This window comes from Streptomyces sp. NBC_00104, from assembly GCF_045160825.1.
In the GTDB taxonomy this organism is placed as follows: Bacteria; Actinomycetota; Actinomycetes; order Streptomycetales; family Streptomycetaceae; genus Streptomyces.
The window spans coordinates 9504467-9525122 of record NZ_CP108215.1 but is presented as its reverse complement, the minus strand read 5'-3'; the positions used below and the strand labels follow the sequence as shown (position 1 = coordinate 9525122).

The following is a 20656-nucleotide window of genomic DNA, read 5'->3' as shown; positions in this document are numbered from 1 at the left end:
GGTTCGTCGTGGCTTGTCGCGCAGTTCCCCGCGGCCCTGGGGAGGCCTGCGGCCTTCAGGGGCGCGGGTGGACCTTCGCCTCGATGGGTTCGCCGATGATTCTGCTCGCCAGGTTCGAGGCCAGCTCCGCTGCGTGGACGCGGAGTTCGGCCTCGGCCGTGGCGCGGTCGGCGGCGAGGCGGGCATGGCCCTCGGTGAGGAGGGTGGTGTACGCGCGGTGGGCGTCGGCGCGGGCCTCGGCGATCAGGGCGGTGCCCTCCTCGAAGGCGCGCTGACGGATGCGGGCGGCCTCGTGGCGGGCGGCGGCCAGGGCCGCCGCCCCCTCGGCCCGCTTGATCCGGGCCTCCTCCCGCAGGGCTTCGGCTTGTGCCTCGGTTCCCTTGGTCGCGGCCTCCCGTTCCGCCAGGACCCGCTGGATCCGGGGGACGAGCCGGACGAAGAAGAGGAACACGAGCGCGAACAGCACCGCCGCGACGACGAGTTCCCCTACGACGGGGTTCAACGGTCCGATGTCCATCGGGAGAAGGTCCATGAGGGTGCCTTACCCGCTCACCCGCGCGAGGTACCGCGCTTCGGCCCGGGATCAGTCCCCGTGGTCGTACACCGTCACCGCTATCCCGCGCCGGATCAGTCGGTCGGCTATCAGGGGCTCCACGCGGGACCACTTGCCGCCCGCGAGTCCGCAGCCGATGCGGGGCATGTGGACCGAGGCGTCCAGCTCCAGGGCCTTGTCGGCGAGCAGGCCGAGGGCCGCGTCGATGGCCTCGTAGCGGACGGGCACGCCCTTGCTGCCGGTGCGGGTGCCGTGCTGGCCTATCAGGTTGGCGACCCAGAGGTAGGTGCCGACCCGGACGAACTGGGCGGCGCCGAGTCCGAAGTCGTTGTGCGCGCGGTCGCGGTGCCAGGCGCGGTAGGCGGTCTCCGGCTCCGGCCAGCGGCGGGACAGCGCGAGGACGAAGCCCTTGCCCCAGCCGCCCATGTCGTTGCTGACATGGGCGATGACCTTGACGCCCTTGCCCAGCGGCACGGTGGCGTCCCCCCGGACGTAGGTGATCCCCGACATGACGCCACCGTACGGGGCGGCACTGACAATCCCCTCGCCCGAGGTGTCACAGCACTGGTGAGACAGCGATACTGCTGTGCATGACGACCGACATCGGAGAGAGCTCCGGCTCCGGCTCCGGCTCCGGGGAGATCGTTCTCACCGTCGACGAGCTGGCCGCGCGGGCGGGCGTCACGGTGCGTACGGTCCGCTTCTACAGCACCCGGGGTCTGCTGCCGCCGCCGGTGATCGGCCCGCGCCGGGTCGGTCACTACGGGCGGGTTCATCTCGCGCGGCTCGCGCTGATCGAGGAGTTGCAGCGGCAGGGCATGACCCTCGCGGCCATCGAGCGGTATCTGCGACAACTGCCGCCGGACCTCACCCCGCGTGACCTCGCGCTCCAGCGTGCGGTGGTGGCCTCCTGGGTGCCGGACGCGGTGGAGACGGTCACACGGGAGGAGCTCGACCGGCGGGCGGGGCGGTCCCTGGGCGAGGAGGACGTGGAACGGCTCGTGGCGATGGGCGTGGTCGAGCGGGACGGCGACGGTCTTCGGGTGGACCCCGGGCTGCTGCGGCTCGGCGTGGAACTGCTCGACGTACCGCTGTCCGAGGAGTCGATCCTCGCCGCGCGGACCGTACTGATCGAGCACTCGCGTGCGGCGGCGCACGAGCTGTCGGTGCTCTTCCGCGACGCGATGGCGGAACGCGATCCGCAGGCCGTGAAGTCCCTGTCGGCCCATATGCAACCCCTGGTCGTGCAGGCGTTGTTGACGACCTTTCAGCGGTCGCTGAAGGACGAGCTGAGGGAGTGGCTGGCGGAGTCCTGAGCGGCGGTGCGGATCATCGGCGTGCGGGGACCCGGGCCCGCGCTTCGCTCGCCCCCGCCGCCGGCTGTCGCCCCTTTGACCCCGCCCAGGTGAGTTGTTCGGCTGCGGGTCCGTCGTGGTTGCTCGCGCAGTTCCCCGCGCCCCTTTTCAGGGGCGCGGGGAACTGCGCGAGCAACCACGACGGACCCGCGGGTGGGATCGAAGGGGCGCAACCCCTGGGAAAGGGACGGGTAGGGGCGGCGGGGGCCAGTGAAAGTCCCCCGCTCGCCCGGGGCTTCACGCGTCCGTGAACCGCTCCCCCTTCTCCGCCTTCTCCACCAGCAGGGCCGGCGGGGTGAAGCGGTCGCCGTAGCGGGCGGACAGTTCGCGGGCCCGGGCGACGAAGCCGGGCAGTCCGCCCTCGTAGCCGTTGATGTACTGGAGGACGCCGCCGGTCCAGCCGGGGAAGCCGATGCCGAAGATGGAGCCGATGTTGGCGTCGGCAACGGACGTGAGGACGCCCTCCTCCACCAGACGCACGGTGTCCAGGGCCTCCGAGAAGAGCATGCGTTCCTGCATGTCCTCGAAGGGGATCCGGTACCCCGGCTTGGTGAAGTGCTCGCGGAGGCCGGGCCAGAGCTTGGCGCGGCGGCCGTCGGGGGCGTAGTGGTAGAAGCCGGCGCCGCCGCTGCGGCCGGGGCGGCCGAACTCGTCGACCATGCGGTCGATGACGGCCTCGGCGGGGTGGACGGTCCACGTGCCGCCCGCCTCCTCCACGGCCCGTCGGGACTCGGCGCGGATCTTGCGGGGCAGGGTGAGGGTCAGCTCGTCCATGAGGGAGAGGACCTTGGCGGGGTAGCCCGCCTGGGCCGCCGCCTGTTCGACGGACGCGGGCTCGATGCCCTCTCCCACCATCGCGACACCCTCGTTGATGAAGTGGCCGATGACACGGGAGGTGAAGAAGCCGCGTGAGTCGTTGACGACGATGGGGGTCTTCTTGATCTGCCGGACGAGGTCGAAGGCGCGGGCCAGGGCCTCGTCGCCGGTCTGCGCACCCTTGATGATCTCGACGAGCGGCATCTTGTCGACGGGCGAGAAGAAGTGCAGGCCGATGAAGTCGGACCGGCGGACGACGCCCTCGGCCAGCTCGGTGATGGGAAGGGTGGAGGTGTTGGAGCAGAGCAGGGCGTCCGGTGCCACGACCCCCTCGATCTCCTGGAAGACCTTGTGCTTGAGCTCGGTGTTCTCGAACACGGCCTCGATGACGGCGTCGCAGCCCGCGAGGTCGGCCGGGTCCGCGGTCGGGGTGATGCGGGCGAGGAGGGCGTCGGCCTTCTCCTGGGTGGTGCGGCCCTTGGACACCGCCTTGGCGCAGAGTTTCTCCGAGTAGTTCCTGCCCTTCGCGGCCGCTTCGGCGGTCACGTCCTTCAGGACGACGTCGATGCCCGCGCGGGCGCACGAGTACGCGATGCCCGCGCCCATCATCCCGGCGCCGAGGACGGCGACCTTGCGGACCTGGCGGGGTGCGATGCCCTTGGGGCGGTTCGCACCGGAGTTGACCGCCTGGAGGTCGAAGAAGAAGGCCTGGATCATGTTCTTCGAGGTCTGCCCGGCGGCCAGCTCCACGAAGTAGCGGGCCTCGATGACCTGGGCGGTCTCGAAGTCGACCTGGGCGCCCTCGACGGCGGCGGCGAGGATGTTGCGGGGCGCCGGGTAGGGCGCGCCGTTCGTCTGCTTGCGCAGGGTCGCCGGGAAGGCGGGCAGGTTCGCCGCGAACTTCGGGTTGGCCGGGGTACCGCCGGGGATGCGGTAGCCGGGCTTGTCCCAGGGCTGCTGCGACTCGGGGTTGGCGTCGATGAAGGCGCGGGCCTTGTCCATCAACTCGTCGTGGGTGGCCGCCACTTCGTGCACGAGGCCGTTCTGCAGGGCACGCTGCGGGGTGTACTGGGTGCCCTGGAGCAGCACCTTGAGCAGGGCGTCGGCGATGCCCAGCAGCCGTACGGTGCGGGCGACGCCGCCGCCTCCGGGGAGCAGGCCGAGGGTGACCTCGGGGCAGCCGATCTTCGAGCCGGGGGCGTCGAGGGCGATGCGGTGGTGGCAGGCGAGGGCCAGCTCGTAACCGCCGCCCAGGGCCGCGCCGTTGATCGCCGCGACGACCGGCTTGCCGAGGGTCTCGATGCGGCGCAGGTTGCGCTTGATCTCCAGGCCGCCGTCGAACAGCTGCTGCGCGGTCTCGGGGGTGATCCTGATGAGGTCGCGGAGGTCGCCGCCGGCGAAGAAGGTCTTCTTGGCGGAGGTGATGATGACGCCGCGGACGGTGTCCTTCTCCGCCTCCAGGCGGTCGGTGATCACCGCGAGGGAGTCGCGGAACGCCTGGTTCATGGTGTTCGCGGACTGGTTCGGGTCGTCGATGACGAGGGTGACGAGGCCCGTGCGGTCCTGTTCCCAGCGGATGGTGGTGCTCTCGGTCATGTGAGGGTCTCCGTGAGTGTCAGAGTCTGTGCCGCTGCGGGAACGTCTAGAGGCGTTCGACGATCGTCGCGATTCCCATGCCGCCGCCCACGCACAGCGTGGCCAGCCCGTACCGCTTGTGCTGCCGCTCCAGTTCGTCGATGAGGGTGCCGAGGATCATCGCGCCGGTCGCGCCCAGCGGGTGGCCGAGCGCGATCGCGCCGCCGTTGACATTGACCTGGTCGAGCGAGAGGCCCATGTCCCGCACGAAACGCAGGACGACGGCCGCGAACGCCTCGTTGATCTCGACCAGGTCGATGTCGTCGATGGTCATCCCCGCCCTGGCGAGGGCCTTGCGGGTCGCGGGGGCGGGGCCGGTGAGCATGATGGTGGGCTCGGATCCGGAAACGGCGGCCGAGACGATCCGGGCGCGCGGGCGCAGGCCGTAGCGCTCGCCGATCTCCTTGGTGCCGATGGCGACGAGGGCCGCGCCGTCCACGATGCCGGAGGAGTTGCCCGCGTGGTGGACGTGGTCGATCTCCTCGACCCAGTGGTACTCCTGGAGCGCCACCGCGTCGAACCCGCCCAGCTCGCCGATGTCCGCGAACGACGGCTTCAGCTTGGCGAGCGAGTCGGCGGTCGTACCGGGCCGCAGGTACTCGTCGTGGTCGAGGACCACGAGGCCGGAGCGGTCCTTGACGGGGACGACCGACCTGTCGAACCGGCCGTCCTTCCAGGCGGCCGCCGCCCGTTCCTGGGACAGCGCCGCGTACTCGTCCACATCACGCCGGGAGAAGCCCTCGACGGTGGCGATGAGGTCGGCGCCGATGCCCTGGGGCACGAAGTTGACGGCCAGGTTGGTCATCGGGTCGTTGAACCAGGCTCCGCCGTCCGAGGCCATCGGCACCCGCGACATCGACTCGACGCCCCCCGCGAGCACCAGGTCCTCCCAGCCCGAGCGGACCTTCGCGGCGGCCAGGTTGACGGCCTCCAGCCCGGAGGCGCAGAAGCGGTTCTCCTGTACGCCGGCCACCGTGTCCGGCAGTCCGGCGGCGATCGCGGCCGTCCGGGCGATGTCGGAGCCCTGGTCGCCCACCGGGCCCACCACACCGAGCACGATGTCGTCGACGGCGGCCGGGTCGAGGCCGGGGAAGCGGCTTCGGACCTCGTGGATCAGCCCGACGACGAGGTCGATGGGCTTGGTGCCGTGGAGGGAGCCGTTCGCCTTGCCGCGGCCGCGCGGGGTGCGGATCGCGTCGTACACGTACGCTTCGGTGCTCACGAGTCTGGCCTTTCGAGTGGCGGGAGGGTGCGGCCCGGGGGCCGATGTCGATCGGGGTCCGGCACGGAGGCGTCCGGCGGGGGTGCGCCTGTCGAGAAGCCGTCCTTTCGGGAGGCGTCCTGGCCGGAGGCGTCCTGGCCTGAGGCGTCCTTCAGGAGGCCCGATATGCCCCAGTCGTGTGCCACGTCAGCCGTGTCGGCGCCCGGCTGGGCGGGTCCGCCGCGGACCGAGGTGTGGGTGGCGGAGAAGCGGGGCGCGGGGGCGGGCTGGGTGATGCCGCCGAAGTCGGTGAAGGTGCCCCGGGCCGCGAGATGCGGGTGCTGCGGGGCCTCGCGCAACGAGAGGACGGGGGCCACACAGGCGTCTGAGCCCTCGAAGACGGCCGTCCACTCGTCCCTCGTACGGGTCTTGAAGCGGGCCGTGACCGTCTCGCGCAGCTCGCCCCAGGCGGCCGTGTCCTTGCGGGCCGGGGCCCGGTCCCCGATGCCGAGCAGGTCGACGAACTCCGCGTAGAACTGCTGCTCCAGCGCGCCCACGGCCATGTACCGGCCGTCGGCCGTCTCGTACGTGCCGTAGAAGGGGCAGCCGCCGTCGAGGAGGTTGGCGGCGCGGCGGTCCTGCCAGCCGCCGGCGGCGAGCATGCCGTGGATCATCGCGGAGAGGTGCGCGGTGCCGTCGACGATGGCCGCGTCCACGACCTGGCCCGCGCCGGTCGCGCGGGCGTGGTGGAGGGCGGCGAGGACGCCGACGACCAGGTAGAGGGAGCCGCCCGCGTAGTCGCCGAGAAGGTTGGCGGGAGCGACGGGCGGGGTGCCGGGCGCGCCGGTCATGCCGAGGGTGCCGGTCAGGGCGATGTACGCGATGTCGTGGCCGGCGCGCTGGGCGAGCGGGCCCTGCTGGCCCCAGCCGGTCATCCGGCCGTAGACGAGCCTCGGGTTGCGGGCGTGGCAGGTCTCGGGGCCGACGCCGAGGCGTTCGGCGACGCCCGGCCGGTAGCCCTCGATCAGGATGTCGGCGCGTTCCGCCAGGTCGAGGACGGTGTCCGGGCCGTCCGGGGACTTCAGGTCGACGATCACCGACCGCTTGTTGCGGTTGGTGACGTCGTACAGGGGATTCACGGCGAGGCCGGCACCGCCCGGCCGGTCGACGCGGACCACGTCGGCACCGAGGTCGCCGAGGAGCATGGCGGCGAACGGTCCCGGGCCGATGCCCGCGAGTTCGACCACGCGCACACCGGTGAGCGGACCGTGCCCGGGCGTCTTCGCCACTGCCATCGAGCCCCCAAGCTCTGTGACACAAACGATGTAACACCAGTGATGCTAAGAACGCGTTCCACTCCGCACAAGCCCCGAATGAGCAAACGCTTAGTCATTGTGCCCGGAGTCGCGGGACATGTCAGCCCGCCCTCACCGGGCCTCCGTCGCCGATCTCAGCGGGCCTCCAGCTCGGCTATCAGCTTCTTCGGTGCGATCACGCGGTAGCTCTCCTCGACCCAGTCGCACAGCAACTCCGCGCCCGGAGCGCCCTTCTCCTCCAGCGGGACGCGCACCCACCCGGCCTTGCCCAGGCCGTACCCCGCGGGCTCGGCGCCGGGGCAGGTCAGGGCGTGGGCATGGGTCTCCTCGTCCCTGAGCTTGACGGTGACGCCCAGCGGATAGCCGCCGTCATCGGTGCCGAGGAACACGAAGACCTTCTTGTTGACCTTCGCGACGCTCTCGCCCCACGGGAACTCCTCCACCGCACCGGGCATCCCGAGGGCGAACTCGCGCACCTTCTCCCACTTTTTCAGGGCGCTCTTCGGTACGGTCACGGCCACCTCCGGATCCCGCGCGCTCGGCTGCTCGTCCCTCACGCTAGCCTCAGCCACCGACAACGGCGCGTGGACGAGTCGTGTGCGAGTGCTGAGGGGTTCCATGAGCAGTGAGCAGGGCAAGGCCGAGCGGGCGTACGACATCGTGCTCTACGGGGCCACGGGGTTCGTCGGGGAGCTCACCGCGGAGTATCTCGCCGAGAACGCGCCCGACGGACTGCGCTGGGCGATCGCCGGGCGCAACGCGGAGAAGCTCGCGGCGCTGCGCGAGCGGCTGCCCGGCGGCACGGAGATCGGCGTGCTCCAGGCGGACGGCTCCGACGCGCGGGCCGTGCGCGAACTCGCCCGGCAGACACGGGTGGTGGCCACGACCGTCGGCCCGTACATCACCCACGGCGAGGAATTGGTGGCCGCCTGCGCCGACGAGGGCACCGACTATCTGGACCTCACCGGCGAACCCGAGTTCGTCGACCTGACGTTCGTCAGACACGACGCCCGGGCGCGTGAGACCGGCGCCCGCATCGTGCACGCGGCGGGCTTCGACTCGATACCGCACGACCTGGGCGCGTACTTCACGGTGCGGCAGCTCCCGGAGGACGTGCCGATCACCGTGGACGGCTTCGTGCGCGCCGAGGGCATGTTCTCCGGCGGTACGTTCAACTCCGCGCTCACCGGGTTCTCGCGCACCCGGCAGACGATGGCCGCCGCGCAGGAACGCAAGCGGCACGAACCGCGCATGGTGGGGCGACGGGCGTACGCGCCGGTGAGCGCGCCCCGGTTCGCCAAGGAGGTCGGGGCGTGGGCGCTTCCGCTGCCGACCATCGACGCGCAGGTGGTGCAGCGCTCGGCGCGCGCCCTGCAGCGCTACGGGCCGGACTTCCGCTACCGCCACTACGCGGCCGTCAAGACCCTCCCCTTCGCGGTGGGCGGGGTCGCGTTCGTCGGCGCGGTCGTCGCCGCAGCCCAAGTGCCGCCCGTACGGCGGTGGTTGGGCGACCGGCTCAAGCCGGGTGAGGGGCCGAGCGCGGAGAAGCGGGCGAAGAGCTGGTTCTCGGTCCGGTTCGTCGGCGAGGGCGGCGGGCGCCGGGTCTTCACGGAGGTCTCGGGCGGCGACCCCGGCTACGGCGAGACGGCGAAGATGTTCGCCGAGTCCGCGCTGTGCCTGGCCCTCGACGACCTCCCGGCCACGGCGGGGCAGGTCACGACGGCGGTCGCGATGGGCGACGCGCTGATCGAGCGGCTGCGCGCGGCGGGGATCACGTTCCGGGTGGCGGCGTCCCAGTAACGAACGAGCCCGCTCGGCGTACGCGAGCGGGCCCTACTGGGCCCACCCCGTCACCGTGTAGACCATGCCGGCGATCCAGGCCAGTCCGGCGATCACGGCGAGGAGCAGTCCGGTCGTCACGGCGCGCTCGACGGACTGGGTGTGGCTGGCGGCGGGCTTCGGGGCTCGGTGCGTCGTCATACGGCACAGCCTGCCGATCATGACGCCGCGCCGGCATCCGTACACGTACTCAGTTCGTACTCAGGTACGTGGTCGGTACGCCCGCCCGCCCGTACGGGAGCGTCCCGACAGCCCCTCCTGCGGACCGTTCGGCCCGGAGGTTCAGTCGGTCGTGTCCTTCAGAGCCCGGCGGCAGAGGGAGTCGGCGTGGCGGGTGGTTTCCGGCAGGCGGTAGGCCGGGGTGAGGGCGAGGGTGTGGGCGCAGGCGTTGGCGAGGCTCACGCGGTGGCCGACGGAGACGAAGACCGGCTTGACGCCGTCGCGGGTGCGCAGGGCACGCCCCACCTCCTCCGAGCCCGCGAGAAGCGGGGAGGCGCTGCCGCGCGGGGTGCCGGGGTCGTCGTACGTGAAGGTGAAGGGGTTCTTGGCGACGCCGATCGTGGGGAGCCCGGTGAGGACGCCCAGGTGCGAGGCGAGGCCGAAGCGGCGGGGATGCGCGAGGCCGTAGCCGTCGCAGACGACCAGACCGGGGTCGCAGGGCAGCGCGTCGAGCGCGGCCAGCACGGTCGGGATCTCCCGGAACGCGAGCAGGCCGGGGACATACGGGAAGGAGACCTGCCCGATCGCCGTGGCCTGCGCCACCACGTCGAGCGTGGCCGCGTCCAGGACCACGGCCGCCGCCGCGACGACGTCCCGCTCGTCGTCGTACGCCACGTCCACGCCGGTGACGTGCCCGCCACCGGGCGGCGGTCCGGTCTCGTCGAGGACCGTCCTCCCCCGCAACTCGTCCTGCACGGCGAGGGCTTGCTCTTCGGTGGCGGGCCAGCCCGCGGGGATGCGTACGGTCGTCATGGTGCTGACGAGCGTACGCATCCCGGCGCGCGGGCGCGGCCCGGGGCTACTTGTCGCCCAGGGCGCGCTTGAGCCGGCTCTTGTTCATGCCCGAACGGCCCTGGACGCCCCGCCGCTTGGCCTCCTCGTAGAGCTGGTCGTACGTGGGCCCCGCGGGTCCCTTGTGCGAGCGCTGACCACCGCGCCTGCCCGACGACATGTCCTGCGTGGAGGTGCGGCTCGCGGTCCTGGACTCGCCGGACCGGGCGCGTTCCTTGTTGACGGTCCGGGCGGCGATCTCCTTGGCGCGCGACTCGCTCTCACCGCGGTCCTCGGCGCTCTCCTTGATGTGCTCGTACTGGCGTTCCCTCTTGGGGCTCGAACCGCGTGGCATGGTCGCTCACTCCCTTCGTGACTCGAACACGCCACAAGTACCCGTTTCGGCCGGTCCAACCCCGTGCCGGTCAGTTCTCCAGGCGGGCCACGCGCCCCTTCTCCCCCGCCGCCCAGCAGCCCCGGTCCGGGGTGCAGTCGACGGTGTCGTACGAGCCGGTGTCGACCGTGCGCCAGGTGCGGCCGCCGTCGGCGGTGAGGTCGGTGCCCGTGGGGCCGACGGCGAGGGCGGTCGTACGGCTGTACGGGAGCCAGGCGACGCCGGAGCGGTAGGCGGGCGGCGGCTGCGCGGCGGTCGTCCAGGTGCGGCCGGCGTCGCCGGTGGTGGCCGCGGCCCGCGGGGACGGCTGGTCGGCGCGGTAGTCGCCGCCGACGGCGATGCCGTGCGCCCGGTCATGGAAGGCGAGCGCGAAGACGCCCCGGGCCGGGTCGCCTGCCGGGACGGTCGTGTCGGCGACCGTCCAGGTCAGCCCTCGGTCGGCGGAGTGGAGCACCCGCGCGCGGGCGGCGCCTCCGGTCGCCAGCCACACGTCACGGGGGCCGGAGTTGACCAGGCACTGCCCGCTCGCCGCGAAGCCCGCCTCGCCCTCCAGGGCCGGCGGCATGCCCTCGTTCGGCAGGACCTTCCAGGAGCGGCCGCCGTCCTTGGTGGACAGGATGCGGAACTTCCCGTCCACCGGGTCGCTCATGGCGAGTCCGTGGCGGGGGTCGAAGAAGGTGAGGCAGTCGTAGAAGGCGCGCGGATCGGTGTTGCGGAACGACTCGGTCCATGTCGCGCCGCCGTCGCCCGTGCGGTACACGCGGGAGGCCTCGCCCTCACCGATGGCCAGCACGACCGCCCTGCGTGCGTCGAATGCCTCGATGTCCCGGAACTGCAGATCCTGTGCGCCGGGAGGTGAGACGTTGCGCCAGGTCCTGCCCCCGTCGCCGGTGCGCAGTACGGTCCCCGCGGAACCCGCCAGCCACGCGCTGTTCCGGCTGACGGCGGCGAGACCGCGAAAGCGCACGTCCGTGCCGGTCTCCTTCAGTTCCCAGTGGGGTGGACGGCCCTCCCCGTGCGCCTGTGCGGGCACCGCCAGGGCGGCGGCGAGTGCCGCCGCGGCCAGGCCCGTCGTCATCGTCCGACTCGTCCGACTCATCCGTCTCGACTGCCCCAAGCCCCTCATGGCGGGCGAAGCTAGTGCACCGATCCGGTGCCGTCCAGATGCCCTCGGCCGGGAACCGCCGGACGGTGTCCGGTGTCCTCTCCCATATCCCGGTACACGGGATGAGAAATGGATCACCTCAGTGATTGGGCTCGGTGACAGAGGTCACTCGCTCCTCATGTGCACGGATCGGCCCGATCCGGCGTCTTCTGAAATGCCCGGCCCCAGTCATCCGGAGTCCGTCCACCCGTCACAAGGGAGCAAGGCGTTGTCCACCGTCATCGAGCAGCCCGTAGAGGCCCGTCTCGTCGCCGCCGCGCCGCGGATGCCGAGCATTCCCGCAACGCTCCACTACGACCGTCGCGATCCCTTCGCCGTCCGTATGACCTTCCCCGCCCCGGCCACGCTGGAGGGTGTCGAGGTCTGCTGGACCTTCGCCCGCGAACTCCTCGTGACCGGCATGGAGGAATCGGTCGGCTACGGGGACGTACGGGTCCGCCCGTACGGCTACGAGCGGCTGGTCCTGGAGTTCCACGCCCCGGAGGGCACCGCCGTGGTGCACGTCCACGCCACCGAGGTACGGCGCTTCCTGGAGCGTTCCACCGAGCTGGTGCCGCTCGGCCTGGAACACCACCAGGTCGACCTGGACCACGACCTCGCGGAGCTGATGCGGGACGCCTGCTGAGGTCGTGCCTCCAGACGCCGCCCCGCTCCGCCCCGCCCGGCTCCGCCCGGGGGCGGCCGGCCCGGGCGCCGATCCGCGCCGCTCTGAGCCGGGTGCCGCATTAATGCGTTGACACCCTTCCGGCCCCGTCCGTACGTTGTTCCACGGTCCTGTTGCCGTCGATTGGAGAAGGACGTTGCTCGTCTGAGGTCCTGAGACACCGCGTCACACACCCTGCCGTTTCCCGGCATCGCTGTGTGCGTAGCGTGCGACCTCGGCGTACGAGCCGTCCTCCGGCAGCGGGCTTTTCTCTTGCCTCCGTCTGCCCTCGTCGTGTCGCCCCTCGCGGTGTTTCGAACGCGTCGCCCCTGGCCGTTTCCCGCACTCGCGAGGTTCCTCATGTCTAGTCCCCTTTCCCTCACCTGCACGTCCCTGGCCTTCGCCTGGCCCGACGGCACCCCCGTCTTCGACGATCTGCAGATCGCGTTCGGTCCCGGCCGGACCGGGCTCGTCGGCGTCAACGGCTCGGGAAAATCGACCCTGTTGAAGCTGATCGCCGGTGAACTCACTCCGTCCGAGGGCACCGTTCGCGTGGCCGGCGAGGTCGGCTACCTCCCGCAGAACGTCACGCTCGACACCGGTCTGAAGGTCGACGAGGCACTCGGTATCGCCGCCGCCCGCTCCGCGCTGCACGCCATCGAGGCGGGCGACGTGGCCGAGGAGCACTTCACGGCGGTCGGCGACGACTGGGACGTCGAGGAGCGCGCGCTGGCGACCCTCGGCCAACTCGGCCTGGGTCACGTCGATCTGGACCGCACGATCGGGGAGGTCTCGGGCGGCGAGTCGGTACTGCTGCGCCTGGCCGCGCTGCTGCTGCGCCGCCCCGACGTCCTCCTCCTGGACGAGCCGACCAACAACCTGGACCTGTACGCGCGGCGCCGGCTGTACGACGCCGTCGAGTCCTGGTCCGGAGTCATGATCGTGGTCAGCCACGACCGTGAACTCCTGGACCTGGTCGACCAGATCGCGGATCTGCACTCCGGTGAGGTCACCTGGTACGGCGGCAACTTCTCCGCGTACGAGGAGGCACTCGCCGCCGAACAGGAGGCCGCCGAGCGGATGGTGCGGGTCGCGGAGTCCGACCTGAAGAAGCAGAAGCGTGAACTCGTCGACGCTCAGGTCAAGTTGGCCCGACGCAAGCGGTACGGGCAGAAGATGTTCGAGCAGAAGCGCGAGCCGAAGATCGTCATGGGGGCCCGCAAGCGCGCGGCCCAGGAGTCCGCGGGCAAGCACCGCCTCCTGCACGAGGAACGGCTCGCCGGGGCCAAGGAGCGGCTCGACGAGGCGGTGGAGGCCGTACGGGACGAGGACGAGATCCGCGTGGAACTGCCGTGCACGGCCGTACCGCCGGGCCGTACCGTCCTGACCCTGCTGGACCTGGAGCTGAGGTACGGCGCCCGGGTGAGGGGTGGATTCGACCTGCGCGGCCCGGAGCGGATCGCGCTGATCGGCCGCAACGGCGCGGGCAAGACCACGCTGCTGCGGACGATCGCGGGCGAGCTCCAGCCGGTGAGCGGCGAGACGAGGGCGCATGTGCCGATGCGGTTCCTGCCGCAGCGGCTCGACGCCCTCGACGACGGGCTCACGGTCGCCGAGAACGTGGCCCGGTTCGCGCCGGACGCCACCAACAACCGGGTCCGGGCCCGCCTCGCCCGCTTCCTGTTCCGGGGCGCCCGCGCCGACCAGCCGGCGGCGACGCTGTCCGGCGGGGAGCGCTTCCGGGCGGCCCTGGCCGCCCTGATGCTCGCCGAGCCCGCCCCGCAGCTGCTGATGCTGGACGAGCCGACGAACAACCTGGACATGGCGAGCGTGCGGCAGCTGACGACCGCCCTGGAGTCGTACGAGGGCGCGCTGATCGTGGCCAGCCACGACCTGCCGTTCCTGGAGTCGCTCGGGATCACCCGGTGGCTGCTGATGGAGGAGGGAGAGCTGCGGGCGACCACGCCGGAGGAGATCGGAACGACCGGCTGACCCGGCCGGCCGGCGGGGGCGCCCAGGGCCGGCTTGGCTACCGCCGAGTATCTCAGGAGGGCCACAGCCTGCCCACGGGGGTTTTGTCCGCGTGGACCGGGGCTGCATGATGGCGGACCGGCGTCGCTTCACGGGCGCCGGAAAGCCCTCGTTCGATTCGGAGTCCCACACGTGCCCAGCAAGAAGGCCCTCGTCCGCCGCCCCAGCCCCCGCCTGGCCGAAGGCCTCGTCACGCACGTCGCACGCACGAAGGTGGACGTCGACCTCGCGGTCGAGCAGTGGGAGGCGTACGGGGAGGCCCTGCGCGACCACGGCTGGGAGACGATCGAGGTGGACCCGGCCGACGACTGCCCGGACTCGGTGTTCGTCGAGGACACCGTGGTCATGTACAAGAACGTGGCCCTGATCGCGCGCCCCGGCGCCGAGTCCCGGCGGGACGAGACCGAGGGGATCGAGGAGGCCGTGGCCGCGCTCGGCTGCTCGGTGAACTGGGTCTGGGCGCCGGGCACGCTGGAGGGCGGCGACGTCCTCAAGGTCGGCGACACCGTGTTCGTGGGCCGGGGCGGGCGCACCAACGCGGCCGGGGTCCAGCAGCTGCGGGCCGCGTTCGAGCCTCTCGGGGCGCGGGTGGTCTCCGCGCCCGTGAGCAAGGTGCTGCATCTGAAGTCGGCGATCACCGCGCTGCCCGACGGCACGGTGGTCGGGCACATCCCGAAGATGGACACGCCGTCGTTGTTCGGGCGCTTCCTGCCGGTGCCCGAGGAGGCCGGGGCGCACGTGGTGCTCCTCGGCGGCGACAAGCTGCTGATGGCGGCGAGCGCGCCGAAGACGGCGGAGCTGTACTCCGACCTCGGGTACGAGCCCGTCGTGGTCGACATCAGCGAGTTCGAGAAGCTCGAGGGCTGTGTGACATGCCTCTCGGTGCGGCTGCGGGAGCTGTACGCCTGACGGGTGATCCCCCAGCCCTGTCGACCCCGGGACCTGCGGGTCAACGGGGCCTTCGGCGTGCCCGCCGATCGTCGGCGGGACCCCGCTGATCAGGGCTCTTTACAGCGCACTTAACCTACGGCATCGTAACCTACGGGTTCGTAGCCTACGATGCCGTAGGTTGAGGTCACCCGCCCGTGACCGCCCACGAGAACTTGCCCCCTGTTTGTCCCCTGGAGCGTCTGTGTCGATCACTTCTCCTCACCTCGGCAGCCCGTCCAACGAGTGGACCGACGCGCGGCTGCTGTACGCGCTGGAGGAAGTCGTCGAGAAGGAACTCAACCGGCACCTGAAGGTCACCAAGGACTGGATGCCGCACGAGTACGTGCCGTGGAGCGACGGCCGCAACTTCCCCGGCTTCTTCGAGGACGGCGAGGCCTGGGAGAAGGGGCAGTCGAAGGTCACCGAGGTCGGCCGGATCGCCCTCGTGGTGAACCTCCTGACCGAGGACAACCTGCCCAGCTACCACCACGAGATCGCCACCCTCTTCGGCCGTGACGGCGCCTGGGGCACCTGGGTGCACCGCTGGACCGCGGAGGAGGGCCGGCACGGCATCGTGATGCGCGACTACCTGCTCGCCTCGCGCGCCGTGGACCCGGACAAGCTCGAAGAGTTCCGCATGTCCCACATGGGCGAGGGCTTCGAGTCGGACAACCGGCACTCGATGCTCCACACGGTCGCGTACGTCGCCTTCCAGGAGCTCGCCACCCGTGTCTCGCACCGCAACACCGGTCACCACTCCGGTGACCCCGTGTGCGACCGCATGCTGGCGCGCATCGCGGCCGACGAGAACCTCCACATGATCTTCTACCGGAACCTGCTGAAGGCCGCGTTCGAGTTCGCCCCCGACCTCACCATGCAGGCCGTCCGCGACGTCGTCGTCGACTTCCGCATGCCCGGCCACGGCATGCCCGGCTTCGAGCGCGCCGCCGCGCAGATGGCCATCGGCGAGGTCTACAACATGCGCATCCACCACGACGACGTCCTCGCGCCCGTCATCCGCTTCCTGAAGATCATGGAGATCGACGGCCTCGGCCCCGAGGGCATGAAGGCCCAGGAGGAGCTCGGCCTCTACATGGGCGGCCTCGACGCGGAGGCCCGCAAGTTCGACGAGAAGCTCGCGGCGCGCAAGGCGCGGATGGCCGCGCGGGCCGCCGGGGCGTAACCGCTCATCGCGGGTGGCGTGAGGCGCAGGGGGCGGGGCGGCTGGATTCGAACCAGCGTGTTCCGGTTTTGGAGACCGACGCGCCTGCCTCTGCGCTACGGCCCCGCCTTGGGAATCAAGCCTAGTCGTTCGTCCGCGGGTGCGTGGGGGCCGGTCGCGCCCACGCGGCGGAGCCGCAGGTCGACACAGCCCCGCGCCCTGGATGACGGCGCTTCGGCCGATCGTCCCCCTCACCATTCCGCCTCCCTGTAGTCCTTCAGGAACACCCCCGACACCGGGTCGCCCGCCTCACCGCGCACGATCGGGTCGTAGACGCGGGCCGCGCCGTCGACGATGTCGAGCGGGGTGCGGAAGCCGGCGCCGGCCATGCGGTGTTTCTTCGGGGCGGGGTTCTCGTCGGTGATCCAGCCGGTGTCCACGGCGCACATGTGGACACCCTGGCCCGCGAGTTCGGCGGCGCTGGTCCGGGTGAGCATGTTGAGGGCGGCCTTGGCCATATTGGTGTGCGGATGCCCGGCCGTCTTGTTGCGCACCGCGAACCGGCCCTCGACGGCGGTCACGTTGACCACGTAACGGCGAGGATGCGGGGCGGCGAGCAGCAGCGGCAGCAGCCGGTCGCAGAGGAGCGCCGGGGCGAGGGAGTTGACCAGCTGGGTCTCCAGGACCTCCGCCGGGTCGAGTTCGCCCAGCCGCGCCGACCAGGAGTTCTCCGGTGAGGGGTCGGGCAGCAGCCCTGCCTCGTCGGCCTCGCGCAACGCGACCGGCAGGGCGGCGGCCCCGTCCTCCAGCATCCGCATCGGCGTGAACCCGGGTGCCTGCCGCGCCCCTTCGGGCAGCGCCTCGTACTCTCCGGCGGACAGCAGCGCATACGACTCCGGTGGCCGCCGTACCGTCTGGGCCGCGTTGTTCACCAGGATGTCGAGCGGTACGCCCTCCTGCCGCAACTGCTCGCACAGGCCCAGTACTTGGCGCGGATCCCGCAGGTCGACGGCGACGACGGTGAGCCGGTCGAGCCACTTCTCGCTGGCAGGCTCGGCGCGGAAGCGCCGCACGGTGTCGTGCGGGAATCGGCTGGTGACGAGCAGGTCGGCGCCGTCACGCAGCATCATCAGCGCCAGCTGGAAGCCGATCTTCACCCGGCCGCCGGTGAGCAGCACCCGGCGGCCGCTCAGGTCGGTGCTCAGGGCGCGGCGGGCGGTGTTGTCGACGGCGCACTCCGGGCACAGCCGGTGATAGAAGGAGTCGACCTGTCGATAGGGCGTCTTGCAGACATAACAGGTGCGCGGCTTCAGGAAGACTCCGCCCCCGCCCGGCACGGAGGCGGCCAGCGGCGCGTCCTCGCGCCGCTCCAGGGCGCCGGTGGCGGTCGCGGCCATCACGGCGGCGTCCGCGGCGGACTTCTCGGCGCCGAGGGCCTTACGACGACGAAGTCGGCTGTCGCGCGCGAACGACGCGGCGACCTGCTCGGCCCGTAGCCGCACGGGGTCGTCGACGGGCAGCGCCCGCAGCCTGCCGACCGTACGGTGGAAGGCCGCCAGCTCTTCCTCGGTGATCCTCTCGGTGATCTCGCCGCCGTCACCCATACGTGCCCCGCCCCGCGTGTCCCGTGCCGTGTACCTCTGCTCCGAGCGACCCACGCGGCCTTCGGATCCGCGGAACGCCGAGCGTGGTGCTCGGTGCGCAACCGTCGAGCGCGGTCCGGACGACCGGATTCGAACCGGCGTTTCCGCCCTGACAAGGCGGTGCGCCTGCCTCTGCGCTACGTCCGGACCGCTTGCCGGATCCTATGCGCCCGCCCTGGACGGCGCCTAACGCATTTTCATCGAACCGGCTTGCGGAGCACGGCGGTTCGCGGTCGGTCAGCGGTGTCCGCGCGGTCGAGTCAGCCGTTCTCGGTGCGCCGGAGCCGCAGTCTCTCCTTCTCGGACAGCCCGCCCCAGACACCGAACCGTTCGTCGTGGGACAGGGCGTACTCGAGACAAGCCGTCCGCATCTCGCACATGCCGCAGATGCGCTTCGCCTCACGCACCGAGCTGCCGGGCTCCGGAAAGAAGAAGTCGGCCCCCGTCTGCGCACACAGCGCCCGCGCCTGCCAGGCACTGTCGATTGGGGTGATCGTGTCGTTGTGCATGCACAGCATCGTGCCGCGCGCCGAAAAACGTTCGATCAACGCGACATCAACACGGCGCCCCGGTCCTCCTCCGGCCCTCAGTGTTCCCCGGGCCGGTGGGCAACGCACGACGGCGCGCGCGGCCGGGTCCGGCCGATGCGCGGGCGCTGGTCCGTGGGCGGTGCCAGACTCGGCAGTACGGGCAACGGGCCCCTCAGACCCCTGCAGAGGAGCGCAGCAATGCTCACCACCCGTTATGTCACCGGCGCCCCGAACTGGATCGACCTCGGCACCCCCGACATCGAAGGCGCCGCCTCCTTCTACCACCACCTCTTCGGCTGGCAGTTCCGGTCCGCCGGCCCCGAGATGGGCGGCTACGGCTTCTTCCAGCTCGACGGCCGCACGGCCGCGGCCGGCATGCAGAACCCCCCGGAGCAGGGTCCGCCGTCCTGGAACATCTACTTCCGGACACCGGACGCCGATGCCACGGCCAAGGCCGTCGAGCAGGCCCACGGCTCGGTGCTGTCGCAGCCCATGGACGTGGCGGACGAGGGCCGGATGGCGATCCTCGCCGACCGGGCGGGCGTGCCCTTCGGCGTCTGGGAGCCCCACCGCATCACGGGCCTGGACGTCGTCACGGACCCCGGAGCGCTGTGCTGGCTGGAGCTGTACACGCCGGATCTGCCCGCTGCCGCCGGGTTCTTCAACTCCGTGTTCGGCTGGGAGACCTCCGCGATCGACATCGCCGGCGGCAGCTACACCTGTGTGAACCCGGCGGGGACCGAACCGAGGTCCATGTTCGGCGGCATCGTCCCGATCGACGAGGACCCGAGCGAGACCGGATCCGGGCCGTACTGGCTGCCGTACTTCGAGGTCCCGGACCCGGACGCCGTGGTGAGCCGGGCGCGGGAGCTGGGTGGCAGCGTCCGGCTGCCCGCCACCGACCTCGCGGGTGCGGGGCGCTTCGCCAAGCTCGCCGACCCTTACGGGGCGCGGTTCGCGGTGATCAGGAGCGAGCAGCCGGAGGGCTGAGGCCGAGTCGGCCGACGGCGCGGGGCCGTGCCCGGACGCCGTTCGGCCTGTCGTCACCTCATGAACGCGGCACATTCCTGAGAGCGCTCTCAGTCATAAGTCTTGACGCCTCAACCTCCCCTGGGAACAGTGGGGGCACCACAGCAGGGGCCCCATCCGCTGTGCCTCCACTCCCCCACGTCCCAGGAGGCCATCGTGATCTCCCGCCGTACGTTTCTGTCCACGACCGCTGCCGCGGTCGGCGCCACCGCCGTCGGGGGTGCCCTCGGCGCTCCCGCCCAGGCCGCGCCGGCGACCTGTCAACTCGCCCTCCACAACGCCTCGTTGCCGGGCACGGTCCGGGCGTACGTCACCGGGCACGAGGAGTCGACGGGCGCCTGGGTGCTGCTGCGGGCCGACGGAAGCGTCTATCGGCCGGCCTCGCCCTCGGCGCCGCAGACACCGCTGCCGGTCGACTGCGCGATCCCGCTCGGCGCGGCCGGTTCGGCGCCCATTGTGCTGACGTTGCCTCATATGTTCGGAGCCCGCGTCTACTTCGTTCGGGACAACACCCTGGAGTTCTTCCTCAACCCGGGCCCGGCGCTGGTCGAGCCCGCCTTCGCGACGCCCGCCGACCGCAACTACGGCAAGACGTGGTCGTTCTGCGAATTCACGTTCAACTCCACCCAGCTGTTCGCCAACATCAGTTACGTCGACCTGGTGACGGCCCTGCCGATCGGGCTCACGCTGGAGGGCGACACCACGCACACGGTCGCCCCGCTGCCCGACGGGGCGGTGGACCGGATCGCCGCGGACCTGGTGGCGCAGTCGGCGCGGGACGGCCAGCCGTGGGACCAGCTCGTCATCCGGGGCGGCGACGGCAGGGTGCTGCGGGTCATCTCGCCGCAGAACCTGATGGCGCCGTACTTCGGGCAGCCCGACCGGATGCCGTTCCGCGCCTACTGGAACGCGTACGTCGACCAGGTGTGGGAGAAGTACCGGGGGACGGACCTGAGGATCGACCTCCAGGGCGGCCGGGGCGTCCTCGCCGGCCGGGTCTCCGGCGACACCCTCACCTTCACCGGCGGCCACTCCTTCGCCAAGCCGACCTCGAAGGACATCTTCACCTGCAACCACGGCCCGTTCGCCAACAACCCCGGCGATCCCGACGACAAGAAGGCCCTCCTCGCCCGTCTCGCCGCCGGCTTCAACCGCTCGATCATGCTCACCCACCCCACACAGCCGAACGGGGCGACGGCGGCCGACTACTACCGGGGGACCGTGACGAACCACTGGTCGCGCGTGGTGCACGCCAACTCGCCCATCGGGTACGCCTTTCCGTACGACGACGTACGCCCCGACGGTCAGCCTGACGTGTCCGGGGCGGCCCACGACGGCAACCCTCGCCGGTTCACGGTGACGGTGGGCGCCTGAGCGCTCCGCTGAAAAAAGCCGCGATCGCCGTCCGCACCACCAGCGTCGTG

At 71.4% G+C, this 20656-nt stretch carries 20 protein-coding genes and 2 tRNA genes; 8 read left to right on the top strand and 14 right to left on the bottom strand.

The genetic code is table 11. The features are described 5' to 3' along the window. Positions 1 to 55: 55 nt before the first annotated feature. Together OG272_RS41625 and OG272_RS41620 are read right to left on the bottom strand one after the other, a co-directional pair. Positions 56 to 532 carry a hypothetical protein gene (locus tag OG272_RS41625; RefSeq protein ID WP_327726785.1) on the bottom strand — a complete coding sequence of 159 codons (477 nt, stop codon included), beginning with the start codon at positions 530 to 532 and terminating at the stop codon, positions 56 to 58. Between the two features lie 51 nt (positions 533 to 583). Then, complete coding sequence (locus OG272_RS41620; protein WP_327726786.1) at positions 584 to 1063, bottom strand: macro domain-containing protein; 480 nt, start codon at positions 1061 to 1063, stop codon at positions 584 to 586. An 80-nt stretch (positions 1064 to 1143) separates the two neighbouring features. Here OG272_RS41620 and OG272_RS41615 point away from each other — a divergent pair, with 80 nt between their 5' ends. Further along, positions 1144 to 1869, top strand: a complete 726-nt coding sequence (locus OG272_RS41615; RefSeq protein WP_405895758.1) for a MerR family transcriptional regulator — start codon at positions 1144 to 1146, stop codon at positions 1867 to 1869. A gap of 276 nt (positions 1870 to 2145) precedes the next feature. Here OG272_RS41615 and OG272_RS41610 read toward each other — a convergent pair whose 3' ends face one another. The 4 genes from OG272_RS41610 to OG272_RS41595 form a co-directional block, all read right to left on the bottom strand. Further along, a complete protein-coding gene (locus tag OG272_RS41610; RefSeq protein ID WP_326574560.1) occupies positions 2146 to 4320 on the bottom strand; it encodes a 3-hydroxyacyl-CoA dehydrogenase NAD-binding domain-containing protein in 2175 nt (724 codons plus the stop codon). Between the two features lie 46 nt (positions 4321 to 4366). Continuing rightward, on the bottom strand, positions 4367 to 5581 hold the full coding sequence (locus tag OG272_RS41605) for an acetyl-CoA C-acetyltransferase (RefSeq protein WP_326574561.1): 1215 nt from the start codon (positions 5579 to 5581) through the stop codon (positions 4367 to 4369). Then, positions 5578 to 6855, bottom strand: a complete 1278-nt coding sequence (locus tag OG272_RS41600) for a CaiB/BaiF CoA transferase family protein (RefSeq protein WP_405895757.1) — start codon at positions 6853 to 6855, stop codon at positions 5578 to 5580. The genes OG272_RS41605 and OG272_RS41600 overlap by 4 nt, the downstream gene beginning before the upstream one ends. Positions 6856 to 7010: 155 nt before the next feature. Beyond that, positions 7011 to 7331, bottom strand: coding sequence for an MmcQ/YjbR family DNA-binding protein (locus tag OG272_RS41595; protein WP_405896125.1), 321 nt, complete (start codon positions 7329 to 7331; stop codon positions 7011 to 7013). Positions 7332 to 7494: 163 nt separating this feature from the next. Here OG272_RS41595 and OG272_RS41590 point away from each other — a divergent pair, with 163 nt between their 5' ends. Next, positions 7495 to 8676 (top strand): saccharopine dehydrogenase NADP-binding domain-containing protein, encoded by a 1182-nt coding sequence (locus tag OG272_RS41590; RefSeq protein ID WP_327726789.1) that lies wholly within the window; start codon positions 7495 to 7497, stop codon positions 8674 to 8676. A 33-nt stretch (positions 8677 to 8709) separates the two neighbouring features. Here the strand turns inward: OG272_RS41590 and mmpA are convergent, their stop codons facing one another. From mmpA to OG272_RS41570, 4 genes are all read right to left on the bottom strand, one after another. Next, a complete protein-coding gene (mmpA, locus tag OG272_RS41585; RefSeq protein WP_327732390.1) occupies positions 8710 to 8856 on the bottom strand; it encodes a morphogenic membrane protein MmpA in 147 nt (48 codons plus the stop codon). Positions 8857 to 8997: 141 nt separating this feature from the next. After that, on the bottom strand, positions 8998 to 9687 hold the full coding sequence (locus OG272_RS41580; RefSeq protein ID WP_326574565.1) for an endonuclease V: 690 nt from the start codon (positions 9685 to 9687) through the stop codon (positions 8998 to 9000). A 46-nt stretch (positions 9688 to 9733) separates the two neighbouring features. Next, on the bottom strand, positions 9734 to 10060 hold the full coding sequence (locus OG272_RS41575) for a plasmid stabilization protein (protein WP_327726790.1): 327 nt from the start codon (positions 10058 to 10060) through the stop codon (positions 9734 to 9736). A gap of 70 nt (positions 10061 to 10130) precedes the next feature. After that, complete coding sequence (locus OG272_RS41570; RefSeq protein ID WP_327726791.1) at positions 10131 to 11177, bottom strand: oxidoreductase; 1047 nt, start codon at positions 11175 to 11177, stop codon at positions 10131 to 10133. A gap of 295 nt (positions 11178 to 11472) precedes the next feature. Between OG272_RS41570 and OG272_RS41565 the strand changes: the two genes are divergently transcribed. The 4 genes from OG272_RS41565 to OG272_RS41550 all read left to right on the top strand — a co-directional run bounded on the left by OG272_RS41565 (position 11473) and on the right by OG272_RS41550 (position 16051). Continuing rightward, positions 11473 to 11889, top strand: a complete 417-nt coding sequence (locus OG272_RS41565) for an SsgA family sporulation/cell division regulator (RefSeq protein ID WP_326574568.1) — start codon at positions 11473 to 11475, stop codon at positions 11887 to 11889. A 378-nt stretch (positions 11890 to 12267) separates the two neighbouring features. Next, complete coding sequence (locus OG272_RS41560; protein ID WP_405895756.1) at positions 12268 to 13899, top strand: ABC-F family ATP-binding cassette domain-containing protein; 1632 nt, start codon at positions 12268 to 12270, stop codon at positions 13897 to 13899. Positions 13900 to 14070: 171 nt separating this feature from the next. Next, complete coding sequence (ddaH, locus tag OG272_RS41555) at positions 14071 to 14847, top strand: dimethylargininase (protein WP_326574570.1); 777 nt, start codon at positions 14071 to 14073, stop codon at positions 14845 to 14847. A 223-nt stretch (positions 14848 to 15070) separates the two neighbouring features. Further along, entirely contained in the window at positions 15071 to 16051 is a 981-nt protein-coding gene (locus OG272_RS41550) for an acyl-ACP desaturase (RefSeq protein ID WP_326574571.1), read from the top strand. A gap of 31 nt (positions 16052 to 16082) precedes the next feature. Here OG272_RS41550 and OG272_RS41545 read toward each other — a convergent pair. The 4 genes from OG272_RS41545 to OG272_RS41530 all read right to left on the bottom strand — a co-directional run bounded on the left by OG272_RS41545 (position 16083) and on the right by OG272_RS41530 (position 18182). Further along, positions 16083 to 16158: transfer RNA gene (locus tag OG272_RS41545), tRNA-Trp, on the bottom strand. A 123-nt stretch (positions 16159 to 16281) separates the two neighbouring features. Continuing rightward, entirely contained in the window at positions 16282 to 17634 is a 1353-nt protein-coding gene (locus tag OG272_RS41540; protein ID WP_328224432.1) for an SDR family oxidoreductase, read from the bottom strand. Between the two features lie 114 nt (positions 17635 to 17748). Further along, a tRNA-Asp gene (locus tag OG272_RS41535) sits at positions 17749 to 17820 on the bottom strand. A 113-nt stretch (positions 17821 to 17933) separates the two neighbouring features. Further along, complete coding sequence (locus tag OG272_RS41530) at positions 17934 to 18182, bottom strand: WhiB family transcriptional regulator (RefSeq protein ID WP_326574573.1); 249 nt, start codon at positions 18180 to 18182, stop codon at positions 17934 to 17936. 219 nt (positions 18183 to 18401) lie between these two features. Between OG272_RS41530 and OG272_RS41525 the strand changes: the two genes are divergently transcribed. Together OG272_RS41525 and OG272_RS41520 are read left to right on the top strand one after the other, a co-directional pair. Continuing rightward, entirely contained in the window at positions 18402 to 19193 is a 792-nt protein-coding gene (locus OG272_RS41525; RefSeq protein WP_326574574.1) for a VOC family protein, read from the top strand. A 195-nt stretch (positions 19194 to 19388) separates the two neighbouring features. Beyond that, positions 19389 to 20606, top strand: a complete 1218-nt coding sequence (locus tag OG272_RS41520) for a glycoside hydrolase family 64 protein (protein WP_405895755.1) — start codon at positions 19389 to 19391, stop codon at positions 20604 to 20606. Positions 20607 to 20656: the final 50 nt, after the last annotated feature.